General features: G+C 63.3%; 26 protein-coding genes. 12 read left to right on the plus strand and 14 right to left on the minus strand.

The genetic code is table 11. From position 1 onward, the window contains the following. Window positions 1-95: 95 nt before the first annotated feature. Together KJP28_RS05530 and KJP28_RS05535 are read left to right on the plus strand one after the other, a co-directional pair. Window positions 96-1,007 (plus strand): AAA family ATPase, encoded by a 912-nt coding sequence (locus KJP28_RS05530; protein ID WP_218391382.1) that lies wholly within the window; start codon window positions 96-98, stop codon window positions 1,005-1,007. A gap of 24 nt (window positions 1,008-1,031) precedes the next feature. Beyond that, window positions 1,032-2,285, plus strand: a complete 1,254-nt coding sequence (locus tag KJP28_RS05535) for a vWA domain-containing protein (RefSeq protein WP_218391383.1) — start codon at window positions 1,032-1,034, stop codon at window positions 2,283-2,285. A gap of 184 nt (window positions 2,286-2,469) precedes the next feature. Here KJP28_RS05535 and KJP28_RS05540 read toward each other — a convergent pair whose 3' ends face one another. From KJP28_RS05540 to rpsF, 6 genes are all read right to left on the minus strand, one after another. After that, on the minus strand, window positions 2,470-2,955 hold the full coding sequence (locus KJP28_RS05540; RefSeq protein ID WP_218391385.1) for a transglycosylase SLT domain-containing protein: 486 nt from the start codon (window positions 2,953-2,955) through the stop codon (window positions 2,470-2,472). A gap of 89 nt (window positions 2,956-3,044) precedes the next feature. Further along, window positions 3,045-4,253, minus strand: a complete 1,209-nt coding sequence (locus tag KJP28_RS05545; RefSeq protein ID WP_218391389.1) for a cytochrome P450 — start codon at window positions 4,251-4,253, stop codon at window positions 3,045-3,047. Window positions 4,254-4,340: 87 nt separating this feature from the next. After that, window positions 4,341-4,637, minus strand: coding sequence for a putative quinol monooxygenase (locus tag KJP28_RS05550; protein ID WP_218391391.1), 297 nt, complete (start codon window positions 4,635-4,637; stop codon window positions 4,341-4,343). Between the two features lie 180 nt (window positions 4,638-4,817). After that, window positions 4,818-5,450, minus strand: a complete 633-nt coding sequence (gene rplI / locus KJP28_RS05555; RefSeq protein ID WP_218391393.1) for a 50S ribosomal protein L9 — start codon at window positions 5,448-5,450, stop codon at window positions 4,818-4,820. A gap of 11 nt (window positions 5,451-5,461) precedes the next feature. After that, the gene (gene rpsR, locus KJP28_RS05560) at window positions 5,462-5,689 is read right to left on the minus strand and encodes a 30S ribosomal protein S18 (RefSeq protein WP_218391396.1); all 228 of its coding nucleotides are present in this window, start codon (window positions 5,687-5,689) and stop codon (window positions 5,462-5,464) included. 18 nt (window positions 5,690-5,707) lie between these two features. Further along, entirely contained in the window at window positions 5,708-6,067 is a 360-nt protein-coding gene (gene rpsF, locus KJP28_RS05565) for a 30S ribosomal protein S6 (protein ID WP_218391399.1), read from the minus strand. A 260-nt stretch (window positions 6,068-6,327) separates the two neighbouring features. On the opposite strand from rpsF, the gene KJP28_RS05570 reads away from it, so the two are divergent. The 6 genes from KJP28_RS05570 to mltG all read left to right on the plus strand — a co-directional run bounded on the left by KJP28_RS05570 (window position 6,328) and on the right by mltG (window position 11,747). Beyond that, a complete protein-coding gene (locus tag KJP28_RS05570; protein ID WP_218391402.1) occupies window positions 6,328-6,912 on the plus strand; it encodes a hypothetical protein in 585 nt (194 codons plus the stop codon). A gap of 88 nt (window positions 6,913-7,000) precedes the next feature. Further along, the gene (gene fabD, locus KJP28_RS05575; protein ID WP_218391404.1) at window positions 7,001-7,942 is read left to right on the plus strand and encodes an ACP S-malonyltransferase; all 942 of its coding nucleotides are present in this window, start codon (window positions 7,001-7,003) and stop codon (window positions 7,940-7,942) included. An 18-nt stretch (window positions 7,943-7,960) separates the two neighbouring features. Further along, window positions 7,961-8,698 (plus strand): 3-oxoacyl-ACP reductase FabG, encoded by a 738-nt coding sequence (gene fabG / locus KJP28_RS05580; RefSeq protein ID WP_218391405.1) that lies wholly within the window; start codon window positions 7,961-7,963, stop codon window positions 8,696-8,698. Window positions 8,699-8,905: 207 nt separating this feature from the next. After that, window positions 8,906-9,139: an acyl carrier protein gene (locus KJP28_RS05585; RefSeq protein ID WP_218391407.1), complete on the plus strand. Its 234-nt coding sequence runs from the start codon at window positions 8,906-8,908 to the stop codon at window positions 9,137-9,139. 185 nt (window positions 9,140-9,324) lie between these two features. Further along, window positions 9,325-10,593 carry a beta-ketoacyl-ACP synthase II gene (gene fabF / locus KJP28_RS05590; protein ID WP_218391411.1) on the plus strand — a complete coding sequence of 423 codons (1,269 nt, stop codon included), beginning with the start codon at window positions 9,325-9,327 and terminating at the stop codon, window positions 10,591-10,593. Then, entirely contained in the window at window positions 10,593-11,747 is a 1,155-nt protein-coding gene (gene mltG / locus KJP28_RS05595) for an endolytic transglycosylase MltG (RefSeq protein WP_218391412.1), read from the plus strand. The genes fabF and mltG overlap by 1 nt, the downstream gene beginning before the upstream one ends. A gap of 127 nt (window positions 11,748-11,874) precedes the next feature. On the opposite strand, the gene KJP28_RS05600 is transcribed toward mltG, so the two are convergent. Continuing rightward, window positions 11,875-12,303 carry a cupin domain-containing protein gene (locus KJP28_RS05600; protein WP_218391413.1) on the minus strand — a complete coding sequence of 143 codons (429 nt, stop codon included), beginning with the start codon at window positions 12,301-12,303 and terminating at the stop codon, window positions 11,875-11,877. Between the two features lie 108 nt (window positions 12,304-12,411). Between KJP28_RS05600 and KJP28_RS05605 the strand changes: the two genes are divergently transcribed. Next, window positions 12,412-12,594 (plus strand): hypothetical protein, encoded by a 183-nt coding sequence (locus KJP28_RS05605; protein WP_218391414.1) that lies wholly within the window; start codon window positions 12,412-12,414, stop codon window positions 12,592-12,594. A 284-nt stretch (window positions 12,595-12,878) separates the two neighbouring features. Here KJP28_RS05605 and KJP28_RS05610 read toward each other — a convergent pair whose 3' ends face one another. Continuing rightward, window positions 12,879-14,096 carry a hypothetical protein gene (locus tag KJP28_RS05610; RefSeq protein ID WP_218391415.1) on the minus strand — a complete coding sequence of 406 codons (1,218 nt, stop codon included), beginning with the start codon at window positions 14,094-14,096 and terminating at the stop codon, window positions 12,879-12,881. Between the two features lie 107 nt (window positions 14,097-14,203). Further along, window positions 14,204-15,478: a phosphopyruvate hydratase gene (eno, locus tag KJP28_RS05615; RefSeq protein WP_218391417.1), complete on the minus strand. Its 1,275-nt coding sequence runs from the start codon at window positions 15,476-15,478 to the stop codon at window positions 14,204-14,206. Between the two features lie 165 nt (window positions 15,479-15,643). On the opposite strand from eno, the gene KJP28_RS05620 reads away from it, so the two are divergent. After that, on the plus strand, window positions 15,644-16,939 hold the full coding sequence (locus KJP28_RS05620; protein WP_218391420.1) for a flavin-dependent oxidoreductase: 1,296 nt from the start codon (window positions 15,644-15,646) through the stop codon (window positions 16,937-16,939). A gap of 21 nt (window positions 16,940-16,960) precedes the next feature. Here KJP28_RS05620 and KJP28_RS05625 read toward each other — a convergent pair whose 3' ends face one another. Beyond that, a complete protein-coding gene (locus tag KJP28_RS05625) occupies window positions 16,961-17,863 on the minus strand; it encodes a DMT family transporter (RefSeq protein ID WP_218391426.1) in 903 nt (300 codons plus the stop codon). 114 nt (window positions 17,864-17,977) lie between these two features. Between KJP28_RS05625 and KJP28_RS05630 the strand changes: the two genes are divergently transcribed. Beyond that, a complete protein-coding gene (locus tag KJP28_RS05630; RefSeq protein ID WP_218391430.1) occupies window positions 17,978-18,439 on the plus strand; it encodes a GNAT family N-acetyltransferase in 462 nt (153 codons plus the stop codon). Window positions 18,440-18,443: 4 nt separating this feature from the next. Here KJP28_RS05630 and KJP28_RS05635 read toward each other — a convergent pair whose 3' ends face one another. Genes KJP28_RS05635 through KJP28_RS05645 form a run of 3 tightly spaced genes read right to left on the minus strand, consistent with a single transcriptional unit; the run spans window position 18,444 to window position 21,080 of the window. Then, window positions 18,444-18,986, minus strand: coding sequence for a DUF1697 domain-containing protein (locus tag KJP28_RS05635; protein ID WP_218391434.1), 543 nt, complete (start codon window positions 18,984-18,986; stop codon window positions 18,444-18,446). Continuing rightward, on the minus strand, window positions 18,983-19,807 hold the full coding sequence (locus tag KJP28_RS05640) for a PhzF family phenazine biosynthesis protein (RefSeq protein WP_218391436.1): 825 nt from the start codon (window positions 19,805-19,807) through the stop codon (window positions 18,983-18,985). Before KJP28_RS05640 ends, KJP28_RS05635 begins: the two co-directional genes overlap by 4 nt. Before the next feature lies 1 nt (window position 19,808). Continuing rightward, the gene (locus KJP28_RS05645; RefSeq protein WP_218391438.1) at window positions 19,809-21,080 is read right to left on the minus strand and encodes a cation:proton antiporter; all 1,272 of its coding nucleotides are present in this window, start codon (window positions 21,078-21,080) and stop codon (window positions 19,809-19,811) included. 113 nt (window positions 21,081-21,193) lie between these two features. Between KJP28_RS05645 and KJP28_RS05650 the strand changes: the two genes are divergently transcribed. Next, entirely contained in the window at window positions 21,194-22,105 is a 912-nt protein-coding gene (locus KJP28_RS05650; RefSeq protein ID WP_218391440.1) for a DMT family transporter, read from the plus strand. On the opposite strand, the gene KJP28_RS05655 is transcribed toward KJP28_RS05650, so the two are convergent. Next, window positions 22,065-22,772 carry an endonuclease/exonuclease/phosphatase family protein gene (locus KJP28_RS05655; protein WP_218391451.1) on the minus strand — a complete coding sequence of 236 codons (708 nt, stop codon included), beginning with the start codon at window positions 22,770-22,772 and terminating at the stop codon, window positions 22,065-22,067. The two genes, KJP28_RS05650 and KJP28_RS05655, sit on opposite strands and share 41 nt — an antisense overlap. Window positions 22,773-22,822 lie beyond the last annotated feature (50 nt).

The raw sequence follows: 22,822 nt of genomic DNA on the forward strand, positions 1-22,822 counted from the left end.
ATTCGGAATAACTTGGGGCGCGATCTGTTGCTTTGCCGTGCGGCCCCTTGACCTATCTGGCCCCGCATGTCCCATTTGGGCCAAGGAGGATGTCCATGACGCAATTGCCCGAGAGCATCGACGGGGTCGAACGCATGTTGGCCGACCAGAATTACGTGGTCGGTCGTGCGCTCGCCACGGTGACATACCTTGCCCTCACGCTGGGGCGGCCGCTGTTTCTCGAAGGCGAGGCGGGGGTCGGCAAGACGGAACTGGCCAAGGCGCTGGCGGCGGCGCTCGGACGGCGATTGATCCGGCTGCAATGCTACGAAGGGCTGGATGCGTCCTCGGCGGTCTATGAATGGAACTTCCCGGCGCAGATGGTCGCGATCCGTACGGCGGAGGTGACGGAAGGAACAGATCGGGAGGCGCTGACCGATGAGCTGTTCTCGGATCGGTTTCTCATTCGCCGCCCTTTGCTCGAAGCGATGTCCCCGCAGGCGGGCGGCGCGCCGGTGCTGCTGATCGACGAGCTGGACCGGACCGACGAGCCGTTCGAGGCGTTCCTGCTGGAGGCGTTGTCGGATTACCAGGTGACGATCCCGGAGCTTGGAACGATCAACGCGCCGGAGCCGCCCATTGTGATCCTGACCTCGAACCGGACGCGCGAGGTGCATGATGCGCTCAAGCGCAGGTGCCTCTATCACTGGGTCGATTACCCGAATTTCGACCGCGAGATGGAAATCCTCGCCGCCCGCGCGCCGGAGGCGTCCGACGCGCTCTCGCGCGAGATCGTGGCGTTCGTCCAGCGGCTTCGCACGGAGGATCTGTTCAAGAAACCGGGGGTGGCCGAGACGATAGACTGGGCCAAATGCCTGTTGGCGCTCGACACGATCACCCTTTCACCCGAGGTGATCGCGGATACCTTGGGCGCGATCCTGAAATACCAGGACGATATCCAGAGGCTTGCGGGGTCGGAGGCGGTGAAGATCCTCGAAGACAGCCGCAAGGCATTGGAGGGCGTGTGACAGGGCCGGTGAGGGAGACCTGACATGGTCGAGTATCCGGACATCGACCTGCCCGAAAACCCACGGCTGACCGCGAACATGACCCACTTCGCGCGGGCATTGCGGGCGGCGGGCATGAAGGCGGGGCCGGGCAAAGTGATCGAGGCCGCCCGCGCCGTGGCTGCCGTCGGGTTCACCGACAAGACCGACTTCTACTGGACGCTTCACGCGGTGTTCGTGTCGAAGCCCGAGGAACGACGCGTGTTCTCGCAGGTGTTTCGGCTCTACTGGCGCGATCCGCGTTACCTCGAGCACATGATGTCGCTCATGCTGCCCGCCGTGCGCGGTGTGCAGGAGGAACGCGCCGCGGCCCCGGCGGAGAAGCGCGCGGCGGAGGCGCTTCTCGACGGGATGGAGCCGGATCTGCCCGAAAGCGCGCAGGACGAGGCCGAGGAAACCCAGATCGAGGTCGACGCCTCGCTCACCATGTCGGGCGAGGAACGGCTCAGGACGCTGGATTTCGAGCAAATGTCGAATGCCGAGGTCGCCGAGGCGAAGCGGATGCTCGCGCGGTTGAGCCTGCCGGTCAAACCGCTCAAGTCCCGCCGCACGCAGGCCGCCAATGGCGGGCGGCTTCCCGATTGGCGGCGCACGATGCGCGACGCGATGCGGCAGGGCGGCGATCTGCGCGATCTGGCCACGAAAGAGCGGCGCATCCGTTGGCCGAACCTCGTGGTGCTGTGCGACATTTCGGGGTCGATGTCGTCTTACAGCCGAATGGTTTTGCATTTTCTGCATTCGGTTGCGAACCAGAAGGGCGCGGGTTGGGCCAAGGTGCATGGTTTCACCTTCGGGACGCGGCTGACCAACATCACCCGCCACCTCGCCACGCGAGACGTGGACGCGGCACTCGCCGCCGCCGGGGCGGAAGCGCAGGATTGGGAAGGCGGCACGCGGATCGGCGAATGTCTTCACGACTTCAACCGAGACTGGTCGCGCAGGGTCATGGGGCAGGGCGCGGTGGTGCTCATCATCACCGACGGGTTGGACCGCGATGACCCCGACCGTTTGCGACGCGAGATGGAGCGTCTGCAATTGTCGGCGCGCCGGGTGATCTGGCTCAACCCGCTTCTGAGATGGGAGGGGTTCGCGCCGAAGGCTGCCGGTATCCGCGCTATGCTGCCGCATGTGGACGCGTTTCGCGCGGGTCACAACATCGCCTCGCTCGAGGCGCTTGCGACCGCGTTGTCACGCCCGGACGATCCCGGCGAAAAGGCGCGGCTCATGGCCTTGATCTGAGCGGCCCTTACCCCCCTTTGTTAACCTCTTCCTTAACACCGGCCTGGAAACGGCTACGTTTTCAGTTGGTTGGAGATTCCGGGATTCTAGAATTCTAGAATCCCGGAATCTGTCGGGAAGGCAGACGCGGCATGAAAAAGGGCGCCCGAAGCGCCCGATCTTCATCCGTTGTGACGGTGTTCCTTCAGCTGCGCAGGCCGGTCTCGTAGAGGAGCCCCTGGCGCTTCGCCTCGTAATAATAGCCCCGCGCATACCACCCCATCGCCGCGTCGATGTCGCCGCCCGAGACCATGTACGCGCCGCGCAAGTATTTGCCCGCGTATCGGAGGTTCACGTCGGGGTTCAGCAATTCCTTGGCGGGGCCGCGATGGCCCATAGTGCGAGCGGTCTGGGGCAGGATTTGCAGAAGTCCGTAATACGGCCCATTGCGCGCGGCCGGATTGTGAGTGGATTCGCGTATCGCTTGCCGGTGCACCAACTCGCGCGGGATTTGGTAGTGGTCGGCCCATTTGTTGATGAGACCGCGCAATTCGGGCGTTTCGTTGGGGTAGAGCGGCGGATCGAAACGCGTCGGCTCGGATTTGGTCGCCGTGGTGAAATCGACCCGTGCACAGGCCGACAACCCGGCGAGTGCGAGCGCGATGGCGGCGCGGCGGCTCACGTTCTGCATGGAATTTGTCTCCAACTGTCCCGGCGCCACTCTGCCGTGATTCCCCCAAGGCGGGAAAGCAGAGCGGGTCCCGATCGGCGTCGGATCGCCTAGCGGATCGCGACCGGGAACGCTGTGTATCCCCGGAAGCGCGCCAGTGGCAGGCGGGTGCGTGGGCCCGTGCCGTGCAGGTCCGGACAGCGCGCGACCAGCTTGCCGATGGCAATGCGGCCTTCGATCCGGGCCAGCGTCGCCCCGAGGCAGACGTGGAGGCCGGTGATGAAGGCGATCTGACGGTTCGGTTTGCGGACGATGTCCACGCGGTCCGGGTCGGGAAATTGCGCGGGATCACGGTTCGCGGCGGCAATCGAGGTGTGGATATAGGTGCCCTTAGGCAGCACGCGGTCCTTGAGCGCGATGTCTTCCCCGGCAAGCCGATTGCCGATCTGAAGCGGGCTTTCGACACGCAGAAATTCCTCGATCGCGGACGTGATCAGCTCCGGGTCGTCCTTCAGGCGCTGATGCTCGTCGGGGGTGTCGAGAAGCACGCCCATGGAATTGCCGACGAGCGAGGTGGTCGTCTCATGCCCGGCGTTGAGCAAAAAGATGCAGTTCTGGATCAGTTCTTCCTGTGAGAGCCGCCGCCCCTCGTGCTCTCCGAAAATGAGCGCTTCCAGCACTTCGCCCTGCGCAGCACCATCGGGATGTGCGCGGCGGTGGGTGATGAGATCGTCGAGAATCTCGGAAAACTCGGTCACGGCGGCGTTTCCTTCCGCCATCCGGTCGGGGGGCACCTCCGGGTCCAGCGCGCCAAGAATGGCGAGCGAATAGCCGCGAAGCTTGGGCCGCAGGTCTTCGGGGATGCCGAGCATGAAGCTGATGATCTCGGTGGGGAGCACCTTGGCGAAGTCGTCGATCATGTCGAACTGGCCCATGTCGACCACCTTGTCGATGAGCCGGTCTACGATCCGGTCGATCAGCGGTTCGAATTCAGCGAGTTTGCGCGGGGTGAAGGCCCCGGAGATCAGGCGGCGCACCGTCGTATGATAGGGCGGGTCGTTGAAGACGAGGCTCGTCGTGTGGTGATGGCCGAGCGGGCAGGCTCCGAACTTTTCGCCGAAGGCTTCGGTCTTGTCCGACAGCATGTCGCGGCTTTGGTAGACCTTCTGAACATCCGCATAACGGGTGAGAAACACCGAACCGTCGGGGTTCGTATGCACCGGGCTTTCGCGACGCAACGCGTGCAGGGTCGGGTAGGGGTTCTCGATGAACTCCGCCCCGATCCGGTTCAGGTCGAAACCCGCAATCGTCCCATCCATGTCGTCCTCCCTTCGGCGCTGCGACCGCCGTGCCGGCCGAGGCTATCCGTCCGACGCAACCGCTTGCAACCCCGACGATGACCGGGCTCAGACGTCGATCAGATCGTAGTGGCGAATATCGCGTGCTTCGACAAGTTCGGCCTCGGCGGGGTCGATGTGGGGGCTCGTGATATCCTCGCCGACGAAGGCCTGAAGCGCGTCCAGATCGCGCCAGACCATTACGAAGCTGAATTGTCTCGGGCTGTCGGCCCGGGCAGCGCCGGGCAGAATTTGCACGAGGCCGGGTTGAGACGTCATCAGCGGAATGGCGGTGTCATGGAAAAAACGAGCGAAGGCGTCTTCTTTGCCGGGCCTTACGGTCACCTGGAATATGCGCATGATCATGGTGGTCCTCCCGTCGTTCGCCCCGCGCGATCCACGCGGGGACCGTTTCGAGTATACCACATACGCGTTCAGCCCGACTTGCGATGCCGGGGAACCCGTCAGGCCCCCACGTTCCCGGATCGGCAAACGAAAAAGGCCGCCCCCCCGGGCGCGGCCTTTCCGATACGATGGAAGAGAGGATCATTCCTCGTCTTCGGCAGCCTCTTCATCGTCCGACTGTTCCTCGACCGCTTCGGCAAGGTCGTCGTCTTCCGAGGTGGCCGCGCCGATGTCGTCGAACAATTCGGCGATCTCGAATTCCGCTGCGGCTTCTTCTTCCGCGGCGAGTTCCTGGATCGACTTGCCCGAGGCTTGCAGTTCGGCTTCTTCCGGCGAGCGGGCGACGTTCAGTTCGATCGTCACCATGACTTCCGGGTGCAGGTGGATTTCCACTTCGTGCAGACCCAGGTTCTTGATCGGCTCACGGATGAGCACCTGTTTGCGGTCGACCGAGTAGCCTTCTTCGGTCGCGACGTCGGCGGCGTCACGTGTGGTGACGGACCCGTACAGGTTGCCACCGTCGGACGCAGCACGAATCACGACGAACTGCTGGCCGCCGAGTTTGTCGGCGAGGCTTTCGGCTTCTTTCTTGGATTCCAGGTTGCGCGCTTCAAGCTGCGCTTTCTGGTCCTCGAACTGCTCGATATTGGCTTTCGACGCGGTCAGCGCCTTGCCCTGCGGCAGAAGGTAGTTGCGCGCGAAGCCGGGCTTCACGTCAACGACTTCACCCATCTGCCCGAGCTTGGCGACACGTTCCAGAAGGATAACTTCCATGGGACTTCTCCTTACTTCACGGCGTAGGGCAGAAGGGCGAGGAAGCGGGCGCGCTTGATCGCGCGGGCGAGTTCACGCTGCTTCTTCGCCGAGACTGCGGTGATGCGGGACGGAACGATCTTGCCGCGCTCAGAGATGTAGCGCTGAAGCAGTTTCGTGTCCTTGAAATCGATCTTGGGCGCGTTCTCACCGGAGAACGGGCAGACCTTGCGACGGCGGAAAAACGGTTTCGCGGCCATGGTTTAGCTCCTCTTCTCTCAGCGATCGCGACGTTCGCGGCGCTCGCCACGTTCGTCTTTTTTCTGCATCTGAACCGACGGGCCTTCTTCGTGCTCTTTGACCTTGATGGTCATCACACGCATGACGTCGTCATGCAGGCGCATCAGGCGTTCCATTTCCTGAACAGCGGTCGACGGAGCGTCCGTTTTCAGGAAGGCATAGTGGCCTTTGCGGTTCTTGTTGATCTTGTAGGCCATCGTCTTGACGCCCCAGTATTCCGAGTCGACGACGCTTCCGCCGTTATCGGTGAGGACGGTCGAGAAATGTTCGACGAGACCCTCTGCTTGCGCGTTGGACAGATCCTGACGCGCAATCATGACATGCTCATAAAGCGGCATGAGTGCTCCAATTTTCCAGGCGCGCTTCAAAGGACGGGTGATCCTTCCGCTCCCGTCCACGAGAGGCCACGCGGTTCATCATCCACGCGGAAGGATGGGGCCTTATACAGGTCAACGGTCGCATTGCAAGAGCGCAAGACGCCTTCGGGCCTGTCGCGCAAGGCGCTGCGCCCCGCTATTACCCCGGCCCCGCCCAAATCACGCCCAAATTATGAACGACTATAGGGGCGTCAAATAACCGTTTGGGAGTGGGATCGGTCATGAACATGGTTTCCGGAGACCTCGACTTCGATCTGGAAGGGATCGAACTGGAGATGCTCGAGGGCATCGCCGAGGCAGAAGCGACACCTTGGGGCTACATCGTCAACGGTGGCGCCGAACCCGGCCAGTCGCCGCTGCGCACGGCAGGCGCGCGCTTCATCGGCGCGATTCTCATGCTCGCCGGTGCCGGTCTCTGGATGGTTCCCGACAGCACCTACGGCGCAGAAATCTTCGCCATGAAGCTGTCCGCGTTGGTTCTCTTCGTCACGTTCGGCGGTGCTCTCGTCTGGTTCGGGCGCAATCGCCCGGGGCTGGAAGTGCAGGTCGACACCAGCCGGCAGGAATTGCGGATCGGTCAGCGCACCATCAGCGGAAAATTCAAACTGCTCGACATGCTGCGGTTCGGCGAAGTGGGATCGGTGTATCTCATGCGGAACGGCGCTCAGGGCAAACCGTCGCGCCTCTACCTTCGTGTCGGGCAGGACGGCTCCACCGGCATCGAGATCCTCAGGGGCTCGCAACGCACCCTCGAACGCCTGCGACTGAAACTGCTCGACGACCTCTCCAGCGCCCGCCACGTCTGAGCCATTCACCATCGCTTTCTCACACGGCGGGCCGTTGCGCCCGCCGTTTCTGCGCGGTATCCCCTCGGAAACGGTATAGGAGGGGCGCATGAGCCGTGCATTCGTATTTCCCGGACAAGGGGCGCAGACAATCGGCATGGGCCGGGAACTGGCCGATGCCTATCCCGCGTCAAAAGCGGTGTTCGACGAGGTCGACGAGGCGCTCGGCGAAAAGCTCTCCAGCCTGATCTGGGAGGGCGAGGCGGACGAGCTGACCCTGACTCAGAACGCGCAGCCTGCGCTGATGGCGACCTCGCTCGCGGCGATGCGGGCGCTCGAGGCGGAAGGCGTGAGCATCGAGGCGGCTGGGTTCGTGGCCGGGCATTCGCTGGGCGAATACTCCGCGCTGGCCGCAGCCGGGTCTCTGTCGGTCGGCGATACCGCGAAGCTTCTGCGCACGCGCGGGCAGGCGATGCAGGAAGCCGTTCCGGTCGGCGTCGGTGCCATGGCCGCGCTCCTGGGGCTCGATTTCGAAACAGCCAAATCCGTTGCGGAAGAAGCCGCCCAGGGCGAGGTGTGTCAGGCCGCCAACGACAACGATCCCGCGCAGGTGGTCGTTTCCGGCCACAAGGGCGCCGTCGAGCGCGCCGTGGAGATCGCGAAAGGCAAGGGCGCGCGGCGGGCCGTGATGCTCCCCGTGTCGGCCCCGTTCCATTGCGCGCTGATGCAGCCTGCCGCCGATGTGATGGCCGAGGCGCTGTCCGGCGTCACGATCAAAGCCCCGAGCGTGCCGCTGGTCGCCAATGTGCGTGCCGAGGCGGTGACCGACCCCGACACGATCCGCAAGCTGCTTGTCGAGCAAGTCACAGGGTCTGTGCGCTGGCGCGAAAGCGTGGCCTACATGGCCAGCGAGGGCGTCACGAGCATATGGGAGATTGGCGCGGGCAAAGCCCTTATCGGTATGGTCCGGCGGATCGCCAAGGATGTCGAAACACGCAACGTTGGCACGCCCGATGATGTGAGAGCAGCGGCCGAGAGCCTCAACGATTGATGCAGGAAAGGACGACAGATGTTTGATCTGACAGGAAAATACGCGCTGGTGACTGGTGCGTCTGGCGGCATCGGCGGCGCCATCGCCAAGGCGCTCCATGACGCCGGCGCGACCGTCGGTCTGTCCGGCACCCGCGAAGAACCGCTCAAGCAACTGGCCGGCGAACTGGGCGAACGCGCCCATGTGCTGCCCTGCAACCTGTCGGACCCTGAAGCGGTCGAGGCGCTGCCGAAACAAGCCGCCGAGGCGATGGGGGGGCTCGATATCCTCGTCAATAACGCCGGGATCACGCGCGACCAGATTTTCATGCGCATGTCGGACGAGGATTGGCAGAGCGTGATCGACGTGAACCTGACCGCGACCATGCGCCTGTGCCGGGGCGTGATGCGCCCGATGATGAAAGCGCGCTGGGGCCGGATCATCAACATCTCGTCCATCGTCGGCGCAACGGGCAATCCGGGGCAGGTGAACTACGCCGCATCGAAGGCCGGGATGGTCGGGCTGACCAAATCCATCGCCTATGAGGTCGCCTCGCGCGGGATCACCGCGAACTGCGTCGCGCCCGGTTTCATCGCCACTGCGATGACCGATAAGCTCAACGACGACCAGAAGGACGCGATCAACAAGCAGATACCGGCCGCCCGCATGGGCACGCCTGAGGAAATCGCGGCGGCGGTGCTCTATCTCGCCTCGCCGGAAGCCGGCTACGTCACCGGTTCGACGCTGCACGTGAATGGCGGCATGGCGATGCTCTGACCCACAAGATCAGCGGCTTATGGGCCGCTGGGTCAAGCGAGGGACAAATCATTTGCCCTCACGCTTTGTTGTGCTAAAGAGCGCGAAGTTTCCGCCTTGGCGACAATCGTCTCCGGGCGTTTCGCGGCTTGACCGTGGGACAGTCGATACGGCCCGCCAAGGGCTTAATGAAGAGGCCAAGCGCCTGAAAACTGTGAGGATTTTGATATGAGCGACGTCGCAGATCGCGTGAAGAAAATCGTTGTCGAGCACCTCGGCGTGGAAGAAGACAAGGTCGTGGAATCGGCGTCCTTCATCGACGACCTCGGCGCGGACAGCCTCGACACCGTCGAGCTGGTCATGGCGTTCGAAGAAGAGTTCGGCATCGAGATCCCGGACGACGCTGCCGAGACGATCCAGACCTTCGGCGATGCGGTGAAGTTCATCAAAGAAGCCACCTGATCGGCGGTTCATCGTGATACGAGACGGCGCTCTTCGGGGCGCCGTTTTTCGTTGCGCGGTCGGGGTGGGCGAGGCCCTGCCGATCGCGGTTTTCGAAAAGAGGGCTTGTGGTTTCACACTTGCCCTCATGGGGGGTGGCGCGGTATCCAGCGCCCGTTGAAAAGAACAAAAAGAGGGCGGTCGTCATGGAAAAACGTCGCGTTGTCGTCACCGGTCTGGGCATGGTTACGCCGTTGGCCTGCGGGGTCGAGGAAACCTGGAGCCGCATTCTGGACGGACAATCCGGGGCCGGGCCGATCACACGGTTCGACGCATCCCGTGTGACCACCAAATACGCCTGCGAGATCCCCTATGGCGACGGCTCGAACGCCACGTTCAACCCCGATGACTGGATGGATCCGAAAGATCGCCGCAAGGTCGACGACTTCATCCTTTACGGCATGACCGCCGCGATGCAGGCGGTCCGCGATGCCGGGCTCGAGAATGTCTCGGACGAGGAAGCGCTGCGCACGGGCGTCATGATCGGGTCGGGCATCGGCGGGCTGAACTCCATCGCCGAAACCACGCTGATGATGGCCGAGAAGGGCCCGCGTCGCGTCTCGCCCTTCTTCATCCCCGGCGCTCTGATCAACCTGATCTCGGGCCAGGTGTCGATCAAATACGGCTTCAAGGGACCGAACCACGCGGTCGTCACCGCCTGTTCCACCGGCGCGCATGCGATCGGTGACGCGGCACGTCTGATCATGCTGGGCGATGCCGACACCATGGTCGCGGGCGGCGCGGAAGCGGCGATTTCCGAGCTGGGCATTGCCGGCTTCAACGCCTGCAAGGCGCTGTCGACGAAGCGCGAGGATGCGCCTGAAACCGCGAGCCGGCCCTATGACGAAGACCGCGACGGGTTTGTCATGGGCGAGGGCGCAGGCATCGTCGTGCTCGAAGAATATGAACACGCCAAGGCGCGCGGGGCCAAGATCTACGCCGAAATCCTCGGCTATGGCCTGTCGGGCGACGCCTTTCACATCACCGCCCCGTCCGAAGACGGCGACGGAGGGTTCCGGGCGATGCAGGCCGCGCTCAACTCCGCCGGTCTCACGCCGGATGCCGTCGACTACATCAACGCGCATGGCACCTCGACGATGGCCGACGTGATCGAGCTCGCCGCGGTCGAGCGTCTCTTGGGCGATCATGCGAAGAACGCGACCATGTCTTCCACGAAGTCCTCCATCGGCCACCTTCTCGGTGCCGCAGGCTCCGTCGAGGCGATCTTCTCGATCCTCGCCCTGCGCGATCAGGTTGCCCCGCCGACCATCAACCTCGACAACCCGGCGGTGGAGCCCAAGCTCTCGCTCGCGGCGAACAAGGCCGAGAAGCGCGACATCAACGTGGCCCTGTCCAATTCCTTCGGGTTCGGCGGCACCAATGCCTGCCTCATCATGGGTAAGGCTGACGGCTGATGTGGCGCAACATCGCCTCCAATGCGTTGACCCTGTTCATCGTGCTTCTCGTCGTGATCGGGGGCGTGATCGGCTGGGGTAAACGTGAGTATTCGGCGCAAGGCCCGCTGACCGAGGCGATCTGCCTCAAGGTCGAAAGCGGGTCCAATTTCTCGCGCGTGTCCGACAAGCTCGAAGCCGAGGGCGCGATCACAAGCCCTGCGATCTTCCGGATGGGCGCGGATTATTCCGGCAAGTCGACGCAGCTCAAGGCCGGGTCGTTCCTGGTCGAGGAAGGCGCATCGATGGAAGAGATCATCGACGTCGTCACCCGTGGCGGCGCGTCGACCTGCGGCACCGAGGTGGTCTACCGCGTCGGCGTGAACGCGTCCGAATATCAGGTGCGCGAGCTCGATCCGGCGACCCAGGATTTCCGCACGGTGGCCGAATTCGCTCCTGACGAAGAGATCCCGGCGGCCTACACCCGCGTTCGGGCCGAGGCCGATACCCGGTTCCGCGTGGCGATCGCCGAAGGCGCGACCTCGTGGCAGATCGTCGATGCCCTGCGCAAGGCCGAGTTCCTGACAGGCGATGTCGAGGAGATCCCGGCCGAGGGCACGCTCGCACCCGACAGCTACGAAATGAGGCCCGGAGACGAGATTTCCGGCGTCATCACGCGCATGGAGGCCGCGCAATCCGCACGCATCGCCAGCGCGTGGGACGACCGTGCATCCGACTTGCCCTATGACACGCCCGAAGAGGCGCTCATCATGGCCTCCATCGTCGAAAAGGAAACCGGCGTGGCCGAAGAACGCCCGCAGGTGGCCAGCGTGTTCATCAACCGCCTGAACCAGGGCATGAGGCTTCAGACCGACCCGACGGTGATCTATGGCATCACCAACGGGCAGGGCGTGTTGGGGCGCGGTCTGCGTCAGTCGGAACTGCGCGCCGAGACGCCCTACAACACCTATGTCATCGACGGGATGCCGCCCACGCCCATCGCCAACCCCGGCGAAGCGGCAATCCGCGCGGCGCTCAACCCGGCCTCGACCGATTACCTCTTCTTCGTCGCCGACGGCACCGGCGGCCACGCTTTCGCCGAGACGCTGGAAGAGCACAACCGCAACGTCGCCCGCTGGCGCGAGATCGAGGCGGAGCGCGCCGAGAACCAGTAAGGTCGGCGCGATCCCTTTCATCGTTTCCTAAATACTTCGGGGGGATCGGTGACCGGTGTCCGGTCACCGTGGGGGGCTGGCCCCCCGCATGGCCGGATTGCGCCCCGGCGCAATTCGGTCATCAACGTCAGCCGACAGGAATGTCGAACGCCGGCGGGGCAAGCTCGAAACCTTCGAACCGGAACCCTGGTGCAACGGTGCAGGAGACGAGCGTGTAATCGCCTTCGCTCCACGCCGATTGCCAGTGATGGGCGGGCACGAGCGCCTGTTGCTGTCCCGGGGCATCGGCGAGGGGCCGGATGCGATGTTCGACTGCTGGCCCGGTGTCATCTGCCGAGATCGCGACGACGAGGGGCGCGCCGGCGAGGTGGAACCATTGCTCCACCGCGTCGACCTTGTGCCAATGGCTCCGCGCCCCGGCTTTCAGCAGGAAATGGATGACCGTGTAGGCGTCGCGCCCGCCGTCCGGGTCCGGCGCGCGGATGATTTCGCGAAACCAGCCGCCTTCAGGATGCGGCATGAGGCCGAGCGCGTCGATGATGTCGTCTGCGGTCATGTCTGACCCTAGGCCGGGAGCGGCGGGCGAGGGAAGCCCTCGGTTTTTGGGGCTCGCCACAAGGCGTGGTATGATGGACCGATCATGGACATGACGGGAGGACTGGACATGGATATGCAACAGGTCAGCCAATACGCGCGCTCGCTCTACGACGCGCATGGAGACAAGGCCGAAGCGGAGGCGGCGGCGAAGATGCGCGCTTGCGCGGAAGCGGGCAAGAACAAGGAAGCAGAGGACTGGCAATCGGTCCGCGCGTCGATCCGGGCCCTGCGCGGCGCGAACCAAAGCTGACCGCGCGCAAGGACGCCACGAAAAAGGCCCGCCACACGGGCGCAAGCTCCTTGCCGTTTATGGTACACCGCAGTTTCGATGGCGAGGCCCCGATATCGCGTCGGTGTTCAACTGCGCTCGCAGCAATCTGCGGGGGCGGTGTCAACGCGAATGCCTGCTTTGCGGACTTTGTTGCCGTTCGCCGCGAGTGCTCGATTTGCGCTGCGGTTGCGAAGGCCCTTATGAAAGAGGGCGGAATGCGGGCGTTCGCTGCGAGTTGCCCGAACGGCCGCTTACAAGGTGACTCATTCCTTGAAGGAAAGCCTTTGACCTGTCTCATCGACCAGACGGGTAAACGCTGCTTCCCCCGCCTCGTCGACCAAGTATTCAAAGCCGGGTACTTGATACATTTCTAACACTTCCGCGAGTTGCTTCAGGGACCAAGGTCGAAAGACCTGATCAGATCCGTCTGGAAGTTTGGTTTTCGTGTTGGGAACGACCGCCATTTGCTGGAACCTAAATGTGTCTACATCTTCAGCGTGAAAATAACGGTGTGTGGCGTCGCGAAGTGCAGATTTATAGTGAACTCGGGCTGCTAACTCATCAAACTGAATTGGATGAAGTTGCTGACGCGCTAGTCCGAATGGACCAAGGTCCGCCATTTCATGTTGCAGCCCACCATCGCCAACAAAAGCGAACCCAAGATCGCCGAAGCGCACACAAATCGACTTTCCGAAGATGTTGGTCGAAAGGTTAAACGACCCATAATTTTTATCTTCGTCCAAAGCGTAGACATAAAGCGTAAATGGATGCTGAGTATGGATGGCGCGGAACAGAATGCGTTTTCGCCAAGACTGCAAAAGCAGATGTAGCAAAAACATCTCGTCCATAGCGTCGGGAGGAAAAATCGATCCCAATTCAGGTTGGCGCTGATCATACAGCAGCGCTGCCTCTTTATACAAAATCCCAACCAGAATTTTTGCCATCCACCGCCCAACTTCGTAGCTATCAGCGACGGACCACTCCGGAATATTGTCGGCCGAGAGTTTGCTGACATAGTTCTCGGTCTTTCCAAGGACTTCTCCGTTACACACCGAGCATGCTGGCACGCGCAGATTTCTATAGGGCAGCAAACTACCGTTTAGCAGTCCCAGTTGGCTGTCCCAAATGTTGAACCGATTTTGAAGCCATTTTGGAATTACATGTTCGCCCTTACCCTTTGTGGGTTCGTCACCGCAAAGAAAGCACCGTCCCGCGTTGATATTGTTCGGATCTAACGCTCGCTCCGTAAGGCGAAAAACATAATCAGCTGGAAGTTGTTCTCTCAAAAAATCGGGCATGGGCTGCGCCAGCCTAGGCAGAGAAGTCGTTGCTGCGCAACCGTCGGTTTCGCGTTTTTCTAGGTCGTCATCTGATTTCCAAAGCTGCCGTTCGATCTTGGTACGCCTAGTGTCCGCTCTGGCCCGCTCGTGACGCTGCGGGCTTCGCTGCAAGTGCGAAATTGGCATCGCGGCGACGGCCAATCTGGCCTCCAACCGATCATTTCCCCGTCGTCGGGGCGACCTGATCTACAACGCATCAGGTCAGGCCCGCCATGCGGGCGGGCCTTGTTGGGTGTTCGTGACGCCGGTTACTTCAGGATGGACCGGCCCGCATAGATCGCGGTTTCCCCCAGCGCTTCGTCGATGCGGATGAGCTGGTTGTATTTCGCGAGCCGGTCGGAGCGCGCCAGCGAGCCGGTCTTGATCTGCCCGCAATTCGTGGCCACGGCGAGGTCGGCGATGGTCGCATCCTCGGTCTCGCCGGAGCGGTGGCTCATCACGTTGGTGTAGCGCGCGCGGTGGGCCATTTCGACGGCCTTGAGTGTCTCGGACAGCGAGCCGATCTGGTTCACCTTGACCAGCATGGAATTCGCGACGCCTTTCTCGATCCCGTCCGCCAGACGCGTGGGGTTGGTCACGAAGAGGTCGTCGCCTACGAGCTGCACCCGGTCGCCGATCTTGTCGGTCAGAAGCTTCCAGCCGTCCCAGTCGTCCTCGGACATGCCGTCTTCGATCGAGATGATCGGGTAGGCGTCGCAGAGCGCGGCGAGGTAGTCGGCGTTCTCTTCGGAGGTCAGAGATTTGCCTTCGCCCTTCATCTCGTACTTGCCGCCCTTGTAGTATTCGGTCGAGGCGCAATCGAGGGCGAGGTAGATGTCTTCGCCGGGTTTGTAGCCGGCTTTCTCGATCGACTTCAGGATGAAATCGAGCGCGTCATTGGTCGAGCCGAGTTCCGGGGCGAAGCCGCCTTCGTCGCCGAGGCCGGTGGACATGCCCGCCGACGACAGCTCTTTTTTCAGCGTGTGGAACACTTCGGAGCCCATGCGCACGGCCTCACGGATGTTGTCCGCGGCCACCGGCATGATCATGAATTCCTGGATGTCGATCGGGTTATCGGCATGTTCGCCGCCATTGATGATGTTCATCATGGGGACGGGCAGCACACGGGCCGAGGAGCCGCCGACATAGCGATAAAGCGGCAACATCGAGAAATCGGCGGCGGCCTTCGCGGCAGCCAGCGACACGCCGAGAATGGCGTTGGCCCCAAGGCGGCCCTTGTTGGGCGTGCCATCGAGCTCGATCATCACGGCGTCCAACGCTTCCTGTTCGGTCGCGTCCATGCCTGCGAGTTCCTCGGCAATCTCTCCGTTCACAGCGGCGACGGCCTCGAGCACGCCTTTACCCATGTAGCGTGATTTATCACCGTCCCGCTTTTCCACGGCCTCATGCGCACCAGTCGACGCGCCGGACGGAACAGCCGCTCGGCCCACGGTGCCGTCTTCAAGGATCACGTCCACTTCGACGGTCGGGTTGCCCCGGCTGTCGAGGATTTCGCGGGCGAAAATGTCGATGATGGTGCTCATGGTTGCGTCCCCGTTGAAAATGCGCATTTGGCACGGGTTCTAACGATGCCGCAGGGGAAGGGAAAGGGGCGGATGGGCCACGGCTTGACCTGTTCAGGAATTGAACCATTGAGAAAATCGGGCCGGGTCGCTAGAACCCTCGGACTTGGACGAGGAGGAGAGCCCATGAGCGCCAAAGTGATCATCGCCGGTGGCGGCATCGGTGGCCTGTCGGTCGCGCTGACCCTCAACCAGATCGGGGTGGACTGCGTGGTCTACGAGGCGGCGCGGGAGATGAAGCCCCTTGGCGTCGGCATCAACCTGCAACCCAACGCGGTGCGCGAGTTGGCCGATCTCGGCTTTACCGAGGACGATCTGGACCGCGTCGGCGTTCCGGCGCGCGAATGGGCGCTGGTCGGGCTCAATGGCAATGACATCTATTCCGAGACGCGCGGCAAGGGCGCCGGCTATCACTGGCACCAATACGCGGTTCATCGCGGCAAGTTCCACGTCCTCCTGTGGGATACGTTCGTGGAGCGTGCCGGGGCCGGGGCCGCGGTGCTGGGCGCACGGGTCACGGGATACAGACAGGATGCCACGGGCGTCACGGTCACGATCGAACATGCGGACGGCACGGTCAGCGAGGATCACGGCAGCCTTCTGATCGGCGCGGACGGGATTCATTCCGCGATCCGCGCGCAGATGCACCCGGATCAACCCCCGATCAACTGGGGCGGGGCGCTCATGTGGCGCGGGACGACCATGGCCAAGCCGATCCGCACGGGATCGTCCTTCGTCGGCCTCGGCACGCATGAACACCGCATGGTGATCTATCCGATCAGCCACCCGGACCCCGAAACCGGGCTGGCCGAAATCAACTGGATCGCGGAAATGACGCTCAAGGATACCGCAGGCTGGGAGAAATCCGGTTGGTTCCGCCCCGTCGAGATCGACGAATTCGTCGGGCATTTCGAACAGTTCACCTATGATTGGCTGGACGTGCCCGCGATGTTGCGCGACGCGGACGTGGCCTATGAAAACCCGATGATCGACCGCGACCCGATTCCGACCTGGCGCGACGGGCGCGTGGCGCTGATGGGGGATGCAGCCCATGCGATGTATCCGACCGGGTCGAACGGTGCGAGCCAGGCCATCGTCGATGCGCGCGTTCTGGGCGCGAAGCTGGTAGCGCATGGCGTCAGTGAAGCGGCGCTCGCGGCCTTCGACGAGGCGCTGTGCGGCCCGATCTCCGAGGTAATCCTGCGCAACCGTGGCGCGGGCCCCTTCGGGCTCCTCAACATGGTCGACGAGCGGTGCGGCGGAGCGTTCGACGATATCGACGACGTGATCCCCGAGGCGGAACGGCGCGACTTCATGGCGAAGTATCAGGCGGCAGCGGGGTTCGCGCGGGACGCGTTGAACGAGGCTGCGCCGACCATCGCACCGGGTGCAAACGTGCGCGAGGCGACCCCGGCGGAGTGACCGGGGGAGCGTCCGCCCTGCCTAGCCCGGCCGGACCGGCGAAGCCGAGAGCGCGCGACGTTCGGCGCGGTGCAGACGCGCCTCGCGCAGGATCGTATAAAGCCCGGCGCTCACGATCAGGCCGGCCCCGAAGATCGTGTAGCCGTCCGGCACTTCCGAGAATACGAAGAACGCGAACAGGATCGCGAACACAAGCCGGGTATAGCGAAACGGCGTGACGGCGGGAACGTCGCCGATCTGCATGGCGCGGGTCAGCGTGTAATACCCGACCATCCCGAGCACGGTGGCGGTGACGATGATCGCGCTGTCGGTCGCCGTGGGCAGGACCGCCGGCTCTCCCACGACAAGCAGGACCGTTCCCGAAATGAGACCCATCGCGAAGCCCCAGCTCGAAGTCTGAAGCGGGTGCACACCGTTAGGCAGCCTGCGTGTCGCAACATCGCGAACGGCCAGCCCGATGGCCGCACCCAGACCCAGAAGCGCCTCCACGCGGAAGCTGTCCATGCCCGGGCGCAGGATCACGATCACACCGACCACCCCGATCCCGATGGCAAGCCAACGTCGCCAGCCCACGCTCATCCCGAGAAACAGGATCGCGCCGAGGTTCACGAACAGCGGATTGGCCTGCAAGAGTGCCGACAAAAGGCCGAGGGGCAGGATCATCAACCCGACGACGAAACACGTGGTGCCGACGAGTTCACCAAGGTTGCGGATCAGGATCACGGGATGAAAGAACAAGGGCGACAGGGCCGAATGCCCGCGCATCTGCGCGAGCAGCCCGAAGACAATGGCCCCCAGTCCCCCCAGAAGGACGAGCACTTCTCCCAGCGGCACACGCTGGGTGACGATCTTCACGAACACGTCCTCGGTGGCGAAAAACGCCATCGAAAGCACCATCAGGGCCGCTCCGCGCAGATTGTCCATGTCGTGCGATTCCCCGTTGCGCCGTCAGCCGGTGGTAGCGCCAACGCCCGTCCGATGAAAGCTCTGCCGTAGCGAAATCCGAACGCACGCAACACCTTATGCTAGGTTGACCCCATGTCTGGTTCCCTGCACATCCTTCCTCTTGCCCCCGGCGACCAGGCCGCGCTGGCGCACCTGTGGCGTGCAAGTGTCCGTTACATGGGCCTCGATCAGCCGAAACTGACCGATCTTGCCTTTTTCGAGGGCAAGCTCGCCGACGTTGCCCAGACATGCGAGGTCTGGGTGGCCTGGACGGACGAGCCCGATCGTGAACGCATGGGTTTTCTCGCGCTCGATCTCCCGGCGCGCGTCTTGGACCAGCTTTTCATTCATCCCGACGCGTTCGGGGCCGGCGTGGGCCGGAGCCTTCTGGATCATGCCAAAATGCGCCTGCCTGACGGATTTACGCTCTACACGCCGACGGCCAATGCCCGCGCGCGGCGGTTTTACGAGGCAGGGGGGATGGTCGTGACCCATGATGACGTCCACCCGGTCTGGGGTCATCCCGTCACCCATTACCGCTGGCCGGCGGCCTGACAGCTTATCCTGCGCGATGTGTGACCATCTCGCACAATGTGTCCACCGTGTTGAGGTTCCGGGCGGTCGTTGCCACGCCAAGGGCGCGTTCGATGCGTTCGGCCAGTTTCGAGCGCCCGATGCCGTCGGGCGCGTGGAGATAGAACAAACGTCCATCCAGCCTGAAGCGTTCGTCGTCGCGCGCGAGGTTTGTCAGAAGGTCGAGGTCTGGCGCCACGGGTGTGTCTTCGCAGAACCAGATATGGCCGGTCTTGGGGTCGCTCCGTGCTTCGGGAAACGGAAACGCCGCGCACGCCGCGAGCATTTCCTCGCCGCCGATCAGCATGACACGCGGGCGAAACCCCATCGCGGCGTCAATCCCGGCTTCAAGTGCGTCCTGAAATGCGCCCTTCGAGACGATGCCGGTGAAGACGGCATTGCCCGACTGGATGTAGGTTCCGACATCCTGCGCGCCGAGTTGGCCCATGATCTTCTTGAGGTCCGCCATCGGCAGCTTGTTCTTGCCGCCCACGTTGATACCGCGCAGGAGGCAGACCCAGGTTTTCATAGGACCAGTTTTCCTTCCATCACCCGCACAGCAGAGCCGGTCACGGTCACACTGTCCTTGCGGGCCTCCACCTCGATGATCGAGGGGCGGCCCATGTCGTCGCCCTGCCGGATCACGAGGTCGAGCGAACCACCATCGGCCAATAGCGCCCCGAGCGCCGCCGCAGCAGAGCCGGTGGCGGGGTCTTCGGCGATGTTGTCGAGCGGGGCGAACATCCGGGCGTGGACCGCTGTCTCGTCGCGCACATAGGCGTAGATCGCGAAATCCAAACCGTTCGGATAACGCGCCGCGCCTTCGCGAAACGCTGCGACATCCGGCACGAGGTCGGCCAGGGCGGCGCGGTCGGTCAACTCGACGAATGTGAACTCCAGCCCGACCCCCGCCATGATCGGTGCGCTTGCGATCGTGGTCTCGGGCGTGCCGATGGCACGGGCGACCAGCGCTGCATCGGGTTCGGCGATGACCGAAAGCGGGCGGGTGTTCGTGAACGACGCACGTCCGCCCTGCGACCACACGGCGATCTCGCCGATCCCCAGCTCCAGCACGAATTCCGGCCCCAGCCCCGCTTCGCCCAGCATGACAGCCGTGCCGATGGTGGGATGACCCGCGAAGGGCACCTCCATCGTCGGTGTGAAAATGCGAACCTTGGCAACGCCCCCGGCTTCAGGCGGGTAGAGGAACACGGTTTCCGAGAAATTGAATTCCCGCGCGATCTTTTGCAGCTGCGCCTCGCCCAATTCCGCCGCGTTCGGGATGATGGCCAGGGGATTGCCGCCGAAGGGGCGCGCCGTGAACACGTCATAAACGAGGTAGTCGGTCATCTCACATCAACTCCGGTTCGCGCCCGACACGGGTCGCCAGCGCCTTGACCGTAAGCCCTTGAACGATGATCGAGAAGATCACGACGATATAGGTCGCGGCGAGGATGAGCGGTTTCCATTCGCTGTCGGGCAGGGACAGCGCCAGCGCGACCGAGATGCCGCCTTTCAGCCCGCCCCACGTCATGATCGGGATCACGCCGGGCGAGAAATCGCGGAAGGGTTTGAGGATCAGGACCGGGACCGCGACCGCAGCGAGCCGCGCGACGAGGGCCAAGCCAATGGCGAACACGCCGGCGAGGAAGGTGTCCATGGTGAAGGCGACGATGAAGACCTCGAAGCCGATCATCAGGAACAGGACCGCGTTCAGGATCTCGTCGATGAGCCGCCAGAACGCGTCGACATAATCGCGCGTCTCCTCGCTCATCCCGTGTTTCGCGCCCACGTCACCGATCAGAAGCCCCGCGGAGACCGCCATGATCGGGGCCGAGACGTGGAGCGCGACGGCAAGCTCGTAACCGCCGAAGGCAAGGCCGAGGGTGATGAGCACTTCGAGCGAGTAATCGTCTATGAGCCGCATGACGCGGAAGGTGAGCCAGCCGAGAGCGATCCCCAGAAGCGCGCCGCCAAGTGCTTCCTGAAAGAAAAGCGTGGCGGCGTCACCGAGACCACCACCCCCGCCGTGATCGTCGCCGCCATGTCCACCTGCCACGACCGGGAAGGCGAGGCCGACGAGGACGAGATAGACCACGTATCCCACACCATCGTTGAACAGCGACTCGCCCGCGATCTTGGTCTCCAAGGATTTTCGCAGCGAGGCTTCGCGCAGCACGCCCAGCACCGCAACCGGGTCGGTGGGCGAGATCAGCGCGCCGAAGACGAGCGCGATCAGGAAGGGCATTCCGGTGATCCAATGGAACCCGGTCCCCACGATAACCGTCGACAGCGCCACGCCGATCGTCGCCATCAGGAACACAAGACGCCATTGCTCGCGTAGATCCGCGATCTTCACGTGCAGCGCGCCTGCGAAAAGCAAAAGCCCCAGCATCCCCTCCAGAAGCGCCTCGGAGAAGTCGATGTTGCCGACGATCCCGGTCACGGTTTCGGCCATGTTCAGGCTTGGAAACAGCGCCTCCAGCCCGAGAATGACGAGCGAGGCGGCGAGCGACACGACGAGAATTCCAATGGCGGCAGGGAGCTTGAGGAATAAGTAGTTGATGGCACCGAAGGCCCCGGCGAGAACGATGAGAAGCGATGCGATCTGAAGAAATGTCATGGGCCAACCTGCGCGAATTTCCAGTTAGCTAGCACGCTCCTGTGCGCAGGCAAACACAGAAGGACGCGAGGGCGCGGTTGACTTCGTAACCGTTGCAACGTTCCTGTTGCCGCATGGAAGAGAAACGCAATCTCAACGCGCTGGGGGTCGGATCGCTTGTGGTGATCTCGTTCCTGCTCGGGCTGAACCATGTCGTCATCAAGCTCACGAACGAAGGCTTGCAGCCGGTTTTCGCGGCGGGTCTGCGCTCGTTCGGGGCGGCGTTCTGCGTCTGGCTCTGGATGAAATTTCGCGGACAAAAGCTCGACTATCGCGCCGGAACGCTTGGCGCGGGGCTATTGATCGGTCTGGTGTTTTCCGCCGAATTCCTCGGGCTGTTCGTGGCGCTCGATCTGACCAGCGTCACCCGGACCTCGGTCATTTTCTATTCCATGCCGGTCTGGACCGCGATTGCGGCACATTTCCTCCTGCCCGGCGAACGCCTGACGCCTTTGAAGTTCACCGGCCTCGCGCTCGCCTTCGCAGGGGTGGCCTGGGCGATTGCGGACCGGGATTCAGGCGTGGCGGGCACGGCGAATATCTGGGGCGATGTGGCCGCGCTGATAGGCGCGTTCGGCTGGACCGGGGTCGCGATCCTCGCGCGGATCACGTCGCTCAACCGTGTCAGCCCGGAAATGCAGATGTTCTGGCAGCTTTCGGTGTCGGCCCCGGTGCTTCTCGGTGCCGCGTTCCTGTTCGGCCCGTTCATCCGCGACGTGACGACATGGCACTGGATCGGGCTTGGCTATCAGACCATCGTCATCGCGGCGGGGGCCTTCCTCGCGTGGTTCTGGCTTCTCAATCATTACAAGGCGTCGGCGATTTCGTCTTTCGCCTTCCTGACCCCGGTCATCTCGGTCGGGATGGGCTGGCTCGTCCTGAACGAGCCGATGTCGGTGTCCATCGTGGCAAAGCTCGCCATGGTCGCGGTCGGGATCGTTCTGATCAACCGTGTGCCGCGTCCGCGGCGTCAGCCCGCGGGCTGAGGTCGAACTCGGCCCAGATCGGCAGGTGATCGGAGGCGACGCGGGCGAGGCGGCTATCATGCACGCCGGCATCCAGAAGCCTCACGTCATGACTGTGCGCGATCCGGTCCAGATGGCCGGTGGGCCGCATCGTCGGGTAGGACGCGCCCGGTGCGTGCAGGCGAAAGGCATAGGAAAACTCCTCCATCCCCGCGGTGCGCGACCATTCGTTGAAATCGCCCAGGATGATCGTGGGGCCGGGGGTCGGCTCGAGCAGCCCGCGCAGGGCACGCATCTGCACATGACGATGCCGCCGCATAAGGCCCAGATGCACCCCCGCGATGGTCAACGCCCCGTCGATCTCGACCGCGACCGCGCCGCGCGGCTCCAGCCCCGGCAGGTCGAACCGCGACACACCGGTGACTTCATGCCCCCGCCGAACGAGCACCGCGTTCCCGTGATAGCCAAGCGACACGGCGCTCTGGCCAACGTCGGCGGGGACATAATCGGTCTGGTCGGAAATCATCCTTCGAGGGAGCGCGGTAGGACGTGGGCCGAGCCGCCTGTCGGCCTCCTGCAAAACCACGACATCCGCATCGAGGCCGTTGATGACCTCGATCACCCGGTGCGGGTCGCGCCGTCGGTCGGTGCCCACGGCCTTGCGGATATTGTAGCTGGCAAGTCTCATCGCTTATCCTAAAGACTACTCGGACGATTGAACGCCGGTTCCGCTGCGCC

The sequence above is a fragment of the Maritimibacter dapengensis genome (assembly GCF_019218265.1).
Classification (GTDB): Bacteria; Pseudomonadota; Alphaproteobacteria; order Rhodobacterales; family Rhodobacteraceae; genus Maritimibacter; species Maritimibacter dapengensis.

What these genes read in the sequence shown, in the direction of transcription:
- KJP28_RS05530 (WP_218391382.1), top strand. Translation starts at nt 96, where the DNA reads ATGACGCAATTGCCCGAGAGCATCGACGGGGTCGAACGCATGTTGGCC.
- KJP28_RS05535 (WP_218391383.1), top strand. Translation starts at nt 1,032, where the DNA reads ATGGTCGAGTATCCGGACATCGACCTGCCCGAAAACCCACGGCTGACC.
- KJP28_RS05540 (WP_218391385.1), bottom strand. Translation starts at nt 2,955, where the DNA reads ATGCAGAACGTGAGCCGCCGCGCCGCCATCGCGCTCGCACTCGCCGGG.
- KJP28_RS05545 (WP_218391389.1), bottom strand. Translation starts at nt 4,253, where the DNA reads ATGGATGGGACGATTGCGGGTTTCGACCTGAACCGGATCGGGGCGGAG.
- KJP28_RS05550 (WP_218391391.1), bottom strand. Translation starts at nt 4,637, where the DNA reads ATGATCATGCGCATATTCCAGGTGACCGTAAGGCCCGGCAAAGAAGAC.
- rplI (WP_218391393.1), bottom strand. Translation starts at nt 5,450, where the DNA reads ATGGAAGTTATCCTTCTGGAACGTGTCGCCAAGCTCGGGCAGATGGGT.
- rpsR (WP_218391396.1), bottom strand. Translation starts at nt 5,689, where the DNA reads ATGGCCGCGAAACCGTTTTTCCGCCGTCGCAAGGTCTGCCCGTTCTCC.
- rpsF (WP_218391399.1), bottom strand. Translation starts at nt 6,067, where the DNA reads ATGCCGCTTTATGAGCATGTCATGATTGCGCGTCAGGATCTGTCCAAC.
- KJP28_RS05570 (WP_218391402.1), top strand. Translation starts at nt 6,328, where the DNA reads ATGAACATGGTTTCCGGAGACCTCGACTTCGATCTGGAAGGGATCGAA.
- fabD (WP_218391404.1), top strand. Translation starts at nt 7,001, where the DNA reads ATGAGCCGTGCATTCGTATTTCCCGGACAAGGGGCGCAGACAATCGGC.
- fabG (WP_218391405.1), top strand. Translation starts at nt 7,961, where the DNA reads ATGTTTGATCTGACAGGAAAATACGCGCTGGTGACTGGTGCGTCTGGC.
- KJP28_RS05585 (WP_218391407.1), top strand. Translation starts at nt 8,906, where the DNA reads ATGAGCGACGTCGCAGATCGCGTGAAGAAAATCGTTGTCGAGCACCTC.
- fabF (WP_218391411.1), top strand. Translation starts at nt 9,325, where the DNA reads ATGGAAAAACGTCGCGTTGTCGTCACCGGTCTGGGCATGGTTACGCCG.
- mltG (WP_218391412.1), top strand. Translation starts at nt 10,593, where the DNA reads ATGTGGCGCAACATCGCCTCCAATGCGTTGACCCTGTTCATCGTGCTT.
- KJP28_RS05600 (WP_218391413.1), bottom strand. Translation starts at nt 12,303, where the DNA reads ATGACCGCAGACGACATCATCGACGCGCTCGGCCTCATGCCGCATCCT.
- KJP28_RS05605 (WP_218391414.1), top strand. Translation starts at nt 12,412, where the DNA reads ATGGATATGCAACAGGTCAGCCAATACGCGCGCTCGCTCTACGACGCG.
- eno (WP_218391417.1), bottom strand. Translation starts at nt 15,478, where the DNA reads ATGAGCACCATCATCGACATTTTCGCCCGCGAAATCCTCGACAGCCGG.
- KJP28_RS05620 (WP_218391420.1), top strand. Translation starts at nt 15,644, where the DNA reads ATGAGCGCCAAAGTGATCATCGCCGGTGGCGGCATCGGTGGCCTGTCG.
- KJP28_RS05625 (WP_218391426.1), bottom strand. Translation starts at nt 17,863, where the DNA reads ATGGACAATCTGCGCGGAGCGGCCCTGATGGTGCTTTCGATGGCGTTT.
- KJP28_RS05630 (WP_218391430.1), top strand. Translation starts at nt 17,978, where the DNA reads ATGTCTGGTTCCCTGCACATCCTTCCTCTTGCCCCCGGCGACCAGGCC.
- KJP28_RS05635 (WP_218391434.1), bottom strand. Translation starts at nt 18,986, where the DNA reads ATGAAAACCTGGGTCTGCCTCCTGCGCGGTATCAACGTGGGCGGCAAG.
- KJP28_RS05640 (WP_218391436.1), bottom strand. Translation starts at nt 19,807, where the DNA reads ATGACCGACTACCTCGTTTATGACGTGTTCACGGCGCGCCCCTTCGGC.
- KJP28_RS05645 (WP_218391438.1), bottom strand. Translation starts at nt 21,080, where the DNA reads ATGACATTTCTTCAGATCGCATCGCTTCTCATCGTTCTCGCCGGGGCC.
- KJP28_RS05650 (WP_218391440.1), top strand. Translation starts at nt 21,194, where the DNA reads ATGGAAGAGAAACGCAATCTCAACGCGCTGGGGGTCGGATCGCTTGTG.
- KJP28_RS05655 (WP_218391451.1), bottom strand. Translation starts at nt 22,772, where the DNA reads ATGAGACTTGCCAGCTACAATATCCGCAAGGCCGTGGGCACCGACCGA.